Source organism: Bacillus sp. DB-2, from assembly GCF_003315125.1.
Classification (GTDB): domain Bacteria; phylum Bacillota; class Bacilli; order Bacillales; family Bacillaceae_G; genus Bacillus_A; species Bacillus_A mycoides.
Genome location: NZ_QNRN01000010.1, coordinates 112,239 through 120,215 on the forward strand (window position 1 = coordinate 112,239; position 7,977 = coordinate 120,215).

General features: G+C 30.4%; 6 protein-coding genes. All 6 read right to left on the reverse strand.

The window, feature by feature from the left end; genetic code table 11:
• Nucleotide 1: 1 nt before the first annotated feature.
• The 6 genes from DET63_RS18030 to DET63_RS18055 all read right to left on the reverse strand — a co-directional run bounded on the left by DET63_RS18030 (nucleotide 2) and on the right by DET63_RS18055 (nucleotide 7,745).
• Nucleotides 2-1,243: an aminotransferase class V-fold PLP-dependent enzyme gene (locus tag DET63_RS18030; RefSeq protein WP_113937381.1), complete on the reverse strand. Its 1,242-nt coding sequence runs from the start codon at nucleotides 1,241-1,243 to the stop codon at nucleotides 2-4.
• On the reverse strand, nucleotides 1,218-2,141 hold the full coding sequence (locus DET63_RS18035) for an NAD-dependent epimerase/dehydratase family protein (RefSeq protein ID WP_016096897.1): 924 nt from the start codon (nucleotides 2,139-2,141) through the stop codon (nucleotides 1,218-1,220). The genes DET63_RS18030 and DET63_RS18035 overlap by 26 nt, the downstream gene beginning before the upstream one ends.
• A 6-nt stretch (nucleotides 2,142-2,147) precedes the next feature.
• Nucleotides 2,148-3,305, reverse strand: coding sequence for a DegT/DnrJ/EryC1/StrS family aminotransferase (locus DET63_RS18040; RefSeq protein WP_113937382.1), 1,158 nt, complete (start codon nucleotides 3,303-3,305; stop codon nucleotides 2,148-2,150).
• An 8-nt stretch (nucleotides 3,306-3,313) separates the two neighbouring features.
• Complete coding sequence (locus DET63_RS18045; protein WP_113937383.1) at nucleotides 3,314-4,642, reverse strand: nucleotide sugar dehydrogenase; 1,329 nt, start codon at nucleotides 4,640-4,642, stop codon at nucleotides 3,314-3,316.
• Between the two features lie 742 nt (nucleotides 4,643-5,384).
• Nucleotides 5,385-5,861 (reverse strand): GNAT family N-acetyltransferase, encoded by a 477-nt coding sequence (locus DET63_RS18050; protein WP_113937384.1) that lies wholly within the window; start codon nucleotides 5,859-5,861, stop codon nucleotides 5,385-5,387.
• 186 nt (nucleotides 5,862-6,047) lie between these two features.
• Nucleotides 6,048-7,745 carry a helix-turn-helix domain-containing protein gene (locus DET63_RS18055; RefSeq protein ID WP_113937385.1) on the reverse strand — a complete coding sequence of 566 codons (1,698 nt, stop codon included), beginning with the start codon at nucleotides 7,743-7,745 and terminating at the stop codon, nucleotides 6,048-6,050.
• Nucleotides 7,746-7,977 lie beyond the last annotated feature (232 nt).

A 7,977-nucleotide genomic window follows, 5' to 3' on the forward strand; every position in this document is an offset into this window, starting at 1 on the left:
TTTACTTCTTTTTCTCTAAATATATTAGAATTTGACTACATATATACTTAAGGTCTTTTTTCCTTAAAGGATATTTAAAAGGTATTGATAATACTCTAGACCATAAAAATTCTATATTTTTTGACTCTGTGGCATAATTGGAAAAGATAGGGATTTCACCTAAAGGTAGATAATTCCAACAAGTTTGTATTCCTTTTTCCGCCAAATATACGGAACACTCATATCTATCAGAGGGTTCTTTGAAAATAATAGTGAAATAGTTCAAATAAACATTCTGAGCTGAAAATATAATCTTTACCCCGTACTTTTCTTCAATTGATTGCAGCATCGTATAACACAAACTGGCATTACATATATTAATTTCTAAAATCTTTTTCGTTCTCTTTAAGTGTTTATCAATTAGCAATGAGCGTAATGTGGACATTGTTTTTGGATATATAACTTCCGTTTCCTCTGGCAAAGAATCCAATTTGCTATCATTATAAGAAGGAATAATCCCTGACTTTTCCCAATAATCAGTAAATAAACTCAGTAGCCTACTCTTCTTAATTCTTAAAGCTAATTGCGTTTTCAGGTGGTTTTTATAATCTAAAAGCACTTCTTCTTTCTTTTCTTCATCCATATCACACAAGTCATTTACCGTACGATTAAGAAGTAATGCTCCTCCCCCTATACTTGGGATGGGTTTAGTTCCCCCAAAACTTAAAATTCCAATGTCACCTAAACTACCAATTAATTTTTCGTTTTGATAAGAGAACATTGCTTGTGCTGCATCATCAATTATATAAATATCATTGTCTCTGGCCCAATTAATAACCTCTAAATCTTCATGACATCCATACACATGTGTAAGAATAATTGCTCTTGTATTTTCATTTGAGTATTTTTTTATTTTATTAAGAGAAAGTGAGTAATCAGTAGTCAAATCAATTAATACAGGTTTTGCTCCTACTGTTAATACAGCCTCTATTACATTAGGACAATTAAAATTTGATAAAATTACTTCATCCTCTTTTTTTATCTTTAGATACTTTAACCCTGCTACTAATGCCGACGAACCACTATTAGTTAATATAATTTCGGAATTAGGGTAGAGAGTTTGTAAACTCTCTTTTAGATTAGAATGATTGGATCTATATATACTTTTCAAAAAATATATATGATCAAATATACTCCAAAAAGAAGGATATATTGGATACTTAATTTTTTTGGGGTTTTTAGGATATAGATACTGTGTTTCCATATTTCTCCTCTATTATTATCTCTAACCCTTTATTTAATGAAATAACTGGTTGATAGTTTAATAATAATTGAGCTTTTTCTATCGAAGGGATTCTTCTAAATATTTCTATGTTAGAATCTCTTACTCCCTCATCTCCTAAATTAAGAAATTCAATTTCACTTTTGTTTCCCATTAACTCATTGATTTTTCCCGCTAATTCCTCCATAGATATAGGCTTGTTATTTCCTATATTAAAATCAGCAAAATTCTCTCCTTCATATTCAAATGCTAATATAGTTCCGTTAACAATATCGCTAATATAACTAAAGCATCTAATTTGCTGTCCGTCCCCATAAATAGTAATATTTTCGCCGTTATGAGTTTGTTTTAAAAACTTAGAAATCACAAAGTTATCATTTTGTTGTGAACCGTATACATTAAAATAACGTACCACTCTGACTTTAAAACTATTATTAGCATATTCTTTCAAAAAATCTTCTGACATTAATTTAGCTTTTCCATAAGCTGATTTGGGAATTTTGACATCATTTTCTTTAAACGGAACACTCACACCATCCCCATACACCTCGGAACTAGAAGAAAATAATAACTTATCTATTCCATTTTCTATACAAACTTCTACAATATTTTTCGTGCCTTCAAAATTCACCCTGACTACATCTTCTTCATTTGAACGGCAATTATCAACACCTACTAATGCAGCTAAATGTATGACCCCATCCACATTAATAAGCTTTTCTCTTAATGTCGCAATATCTAAGATATCAATTTCTTCAAAAGGAACATCAATACTTGGTTTAAATTTATCAAATATAATTACTTCATAACCTCTTGCTATTAACTCCTTTGTAACATGTTTACCAATAAATCCACCGCCACCAATAACTCCTATCTTCATAAATATTTACCTCCCTACCTTTAATTGGTATAAACTTTTTAAAGATGTAACGATATGTTCAACCTCATTTTCTGTAAGTGCACTATACAATGGTAATGAAATAATTTGATCAAATACTTCTTCTGTTTTGGGTAAATGTACATTAAATCTCTCTTGATAATATGGATGCATATGAACGGGAATAAAGTGAACACTCAGCCCAATATTTCTCTTTTTCATTTCTTGAATCATCTGATCTCTACTGATAGGAGAATTAGGATTAATCTTTATAACAAATAAATGCCATGCATGTTTTATACTTGGATTGTTTACATAGTTAGGTAATGTTATATACTCTTGGATTTCTTTTAATTCTTCCTGGTATATTTCCGCTATTCTCTTTCGTTTTTCAATCATTTTATCAGCTCTTTTTAACTGACTAATACCTAAGCTAGCTTGTAGATCCATCATGTTATACTTAAATCCAGGTAATAGAACATCATAACGCCAACTTCCTTTTTCGCCATAACGATTCCATGCATTCTTGGTGATGCCATGCCAACCATATAATCTAGCTTTTTCAGCAATCTCCTCATTTTTAGTGACTAACGCTCCACCTTCACCTGTTGTTATATTTTTAGTAGCATAAAAACTAAAACAAATAATATCTCCATGTGTACCAATCAAAGTATCATCATACTTAGTTCCTAATGCATGAGCCGCATCCTCTATCAGAAATAAGCCGTGTTCTTTACATATCTTTTGAAGTTCTTTTAATTTGGCTGGGTATCCAGCAAAATGAACTGCAATAATGGCTTTAGTTTTTTTAGTGATTTTTCTTTTAACATCATGGAGGTCAAGACATAAATCCTCTTCATCTATGTCTACAAATACTGGTTTTGCACCTACATGCATAATAACGTTTACACTTGAACAAAAAGTAAAACTTGGAACTATTACTTCATCTTCTAATCCAATCCCCAAAGACAATAACGCTAAATGTAACGCCGCAGTCCCTGAATTGCAACTTACTACATGTTCAGTATTTAGATATTCTTTTAAATTCTCTTCAAACTCTATCACTTTTGGCCCCTTTGAAAGCCATCCAGACTTAAGAGCACGAATAACTCCCTCAACATCTTCCTCATTTATTTCTGGTCGATAAAAAGGAATAAATTCTACCATATAATCACCTACAAACTTATAATATTTTTTTTATATATTGATTCATCTTTAAATATGTTTCTTGTATCTAAAATTAAGCAATTTGCCTCATTGAACAAATTAAAATTAATACAATCATGATCCGTATGAACAATAATTAAATGGTATTTATTTAATGCATTCATAGTTAAATCGATAGATTTTTTCACATTATGATTGTCCACAATTAGATCCTCAATAAATGGATCATGGTAATCGACGTTATACCCTTCTAGCATTAAACCATTCATAATATCCAAAGCTGACGATTCTCTAGCATCATTAACATTTTTCTTATATGCTACGCCAATCATAAGAACATTCTTTCCATCTTCATCTTGTAGTAACTGTAATGCCCTTTTAATAATATAATTTGGCATGTTTTCGTTAATCTCTTGTGCTACATCAATCATTCTTGTTGCCAAATCTTTATTATTTGCAATCCACTTAAAATATATAGGATCAATTGGAATACAATGCCCTCCTACACCAGGACCTGGATAGAATTTTTGAAATCCAAACGGCTTAGTCCCAGAGGCATCAATTACTTCCCAAATATTAATGTTTAATTCATTACATATTTGTGTCATTTCATTAATAAAAGCAATATTTATAAAACGGTAAGTGTTTTCTAATAACTTCGCTGTCTCTGCCACTTCTGGACTACTGACCTTATGAATCCCATTAATTAGGTTACTGTAAAAGGCTGCAGCACAATCTGTACAATTAGGTGTAACTCCACCTACAATTTTAATAATATCTTGGATTGAGAATGATTTATTCGCAGGGTCAATCCTCTCTGGAGAATATGCTACAAAAATATCTGTACCAATTTCAAAATTGGTTTCATGTTCTAATTTATATAAAATCTCTTCTCTTGTTGTACCTGGATAAGTAGTACTTTCTAGAATGACTAATGTACCCTTTCTAATGTACTTGACTATTTCATTAACTGCTGAATGAATATATGTTAAATCTGGTTGTTTACTATCTTTTTCTAAAGGAGTAGGAACACATATAACAACAACATCACATTCATTTATATATTTCATTTCTGTACTAATAAAAAACCTATTTGTATGTAAAGCATCTTGGATTTCGGTATCCTGTATATCACTGATATAACTTGTTCCACATTCTAATTTTTCTATTTTAGCTGAGTTTTTATCGAATCCTCTTACCTCATAACCTGCTTCTAAACATTTAAGAGCCGATGGTAGTCCAACATATCCCAGACCAATATACCCAATACACGCACTTTTATTCACAATTTTTTCAACTAATGATTTTTTAATTTCATTATTTAATACAGTGACCATTACTTATCACTTCCCCAGAAATTTAATATCAAAATTCTTACCAGTAATAGATAATTGCGCGTTATGAAAGCCCATAGATGCACGTAAATTATTAAACAATGGAACAAACTAAATTATTAATACTATCATTCCTCCTAATAAGATACATATTTAAATCTACAAAAAAAATCCCCTAGAATTTCGAGGTGTTTTCTTATATCTATAATGTTCACATGTTATTTTATGGGATTCAATCAATTTTTTTCTTTTTTTCACTTTCTCAATATAGAATAAATTTTGTTATTATAAAAACACTCATCTATAAAACGGTATATTCTCATATAATTAAAACAACATGATACTTGTTATATCTGCATTTTTTTAAACCCTTCCTAAAAAAAAGAAAGAATTTTCCCTCTTTTAATTCGAAAGATATAATTCATCAATTTGTTAATAAGAGTATTCAATTATTATTAACTGCACTATTTTTACGTTTTTTACTTTTTATTGAAATTAATAGAAAAACATCTATCTGAATAATAAAAAATATTTTGAAATATTTTTAAATTCAAAATATAAATGATATACCTTTTCTAAAAAATAACGTTGCAGTAAAAGAATTTACAATTCGATTCAGGCCTTCTCACATACTTCATTTTTTAATGAAGTATGTGAGAAGGCTTTCATTATTCAAAAAAATCGTAACATCTCATCAATCAACTGAGAGTTACGATTTTTGATATCTGATTACTTTTTAATTTTCTTATAAATATTGCGTTAACCTAATCATATCTATACACTGAATACCATTTTCATATATTTCATCTTCATAATTGCGTAAGAAAAAATCCCTATCCACATTTGTTATTCTAAACCCACATTTTTGATAAAGGCCTAATTGCATTAAGCTAGAATTTCCCGTCCCTATTTCTATGGTTTTATATTTCTCTTTTTTAGCATAGTCTATAGCAAACCCAAGCAAATATTTCCCATATCCTTTTCCCTGTTCTTTTTCAGAAACTGCTATGTTTATAATTTCAATTGTTTCAGGACGAGTAGGAATTAAAATCATAATCCCCACAGTAATAGTATCCTTTTTTAAAACAAAACAGTCCCCTTGTTTAAGGTATCCATTAACTACTTCTGATGAAGGATCAGCTAGTAATAATAACTCCATTTCTTCTTTACCAATGCTTGTACTTTTTTCAATACTAATTTCATCCCAATTATTTAATTTCATTTTCAATACTCCCCCTTTTAACTAATATATTAAATGAATTCATTCTCACAAAACAATATCAATAGTCATTTTAAAATGCAGTAGGTGGTTCCTATCATCTATTATGCTAAATAAAATACACATACATAATGTATGTGTATTTTCATTTTCGCTATTTCTTAATAAAAAAGTAGTTTTTAATCTACTTTACATCTTCTCTAGTATTTCTTGTCTCTCACACCATTTCGTTAACTTTTCTAATGCTTTTTTAGACAATCGTTTTGTTTTGTGATTACAAAATCTAGATAGCGTCGACGGAGAAATACTAACTTCATCGGCTATTTCTCGAATACTTACATGTTTTTCATTATGCACTTTCAATATTTGATCACGGATTTTCTTCTCTCTTTGTTCGACTGGTTCTACACTCTCTTTAACTTCTTCAACAACTGTCACTACAGGTAATTGCTCTTGTGGTTCCTCTATAAATTTCTTTCCTATTCCACTATCCATTGACTGTAGCATTTCCTCAGGTGGTAAAATAGTTATCCCTAAGTTAGCGTAATAATTTTTAAACCAGTTACGTTTCCCAATTTGTTGTTCATCAAGCGGGTCACTATACTCCCAATGAGAGATTACTTTTTCATTTTCTAAATCCATTAAAACATTCTCTAGCTGTTCTCTAATACGATTCGGCTTCCAATCTTTTGGAATATCCATTACTGCTAGTAGCCCCTTGTCCCCTCCTATGGAATAGGGCTTTTTCAATGATGAATACATTTGTCTAATTCTCCATTGCCATGTTAAGTATCGAATTAACCTTTTATGATATTTATGTCTATAACTATTGTATTCAAGGGCCTTTTTAGACAATAATGCTGTTGTATTATTTGATCCGTATAAATAATTCGTTAAAAAACTACCTGGCTTAATACGACAAGATTCAATCCCCATATATTCGTTTGTAACACTATGTCTCCACAATACAACCGAATCTAAAACAAATAACCTTTTAATAACCTCACGCTTTAATTCTACTCGTTCTCCTTCGTCATCACGATCGTTTAGTACTACGACCTCATTATCATCATTTAAATAGATAAAAATACTTGCTAAAGCCGCAATCCTCTTTGCTATTTTAATTTTATCTTCCGCTCGATAATATTCTTTATTTTTGACGACTGTCTTTGGAATATTGCACATCTCTAAAACTTGCTCGTATGAAAAATCAATGAATTCATCTGGAGATTTCGCCTCATTTATCCACTGTATTGTAATTGCATCTAAACAGTCTGCCGTTAAATCATCCATATTACTCATTACATCATCAACAAGGGTATTCCATCGAGCTGATTCTTCAGTGTTTGTAAGTCTTAAATCCTCGTCTTTGTGTGAAGAAAGTTGAGCTACACCATTAGAAGACTTCGTTTCAATGGGATACTGTAGGACTTTACTTTTTTCATCTTCTTCAAATTGATTCTTTGCAATTCCATCTCTTAGTTTATAATAAACAGCAGAATTATTTACTTCGTAATAATCCTCATGGTTCACTATATTTGTCTTATCTATATTTTGATCATTTTCTAATATTATGGAATTTGAATGCGCTACATTCTGAAATTCTTTTTCTATATACTCTTCAATTTCCTTATATATTTCTTCCTTATAAGAATCAATCTTCGCATAAATTTGTACTAATGTAATTCCGGATTCTTGCTTTTTCTCTAACCAGGATACTAATGCAGTAAATGATGGAGAAGCATAGTGTGAGGTTAGTACTTTGTTATTATTGTTTTCAACATCTTTAAAGTACGCATTCCACTTATTCCATAATAGCTCGTTCGTTTTATAAATTGGCTCAGAGATTAGCAATGCATCTCGGAACATTTGTAATAAGTTATCCACTTTATATTCCTCCCTAAACCATGGATCACAACAAAGTAGTTTTCATCATAAAAATCTTTACTACTATTATATTTAATTTATTGTAACAGATATTTACAAGATTTTGCGGTTTCTTCTCCTTAATTCCTTAACTTGCAACATGTTTGCTCTTGCTTTTCCCTATTCCTCTTTGCTTGATTCCTTTTGCGCTTTTCTTTCCTTTACTCTTCAACTTGCAACATGTTTGCTCTTG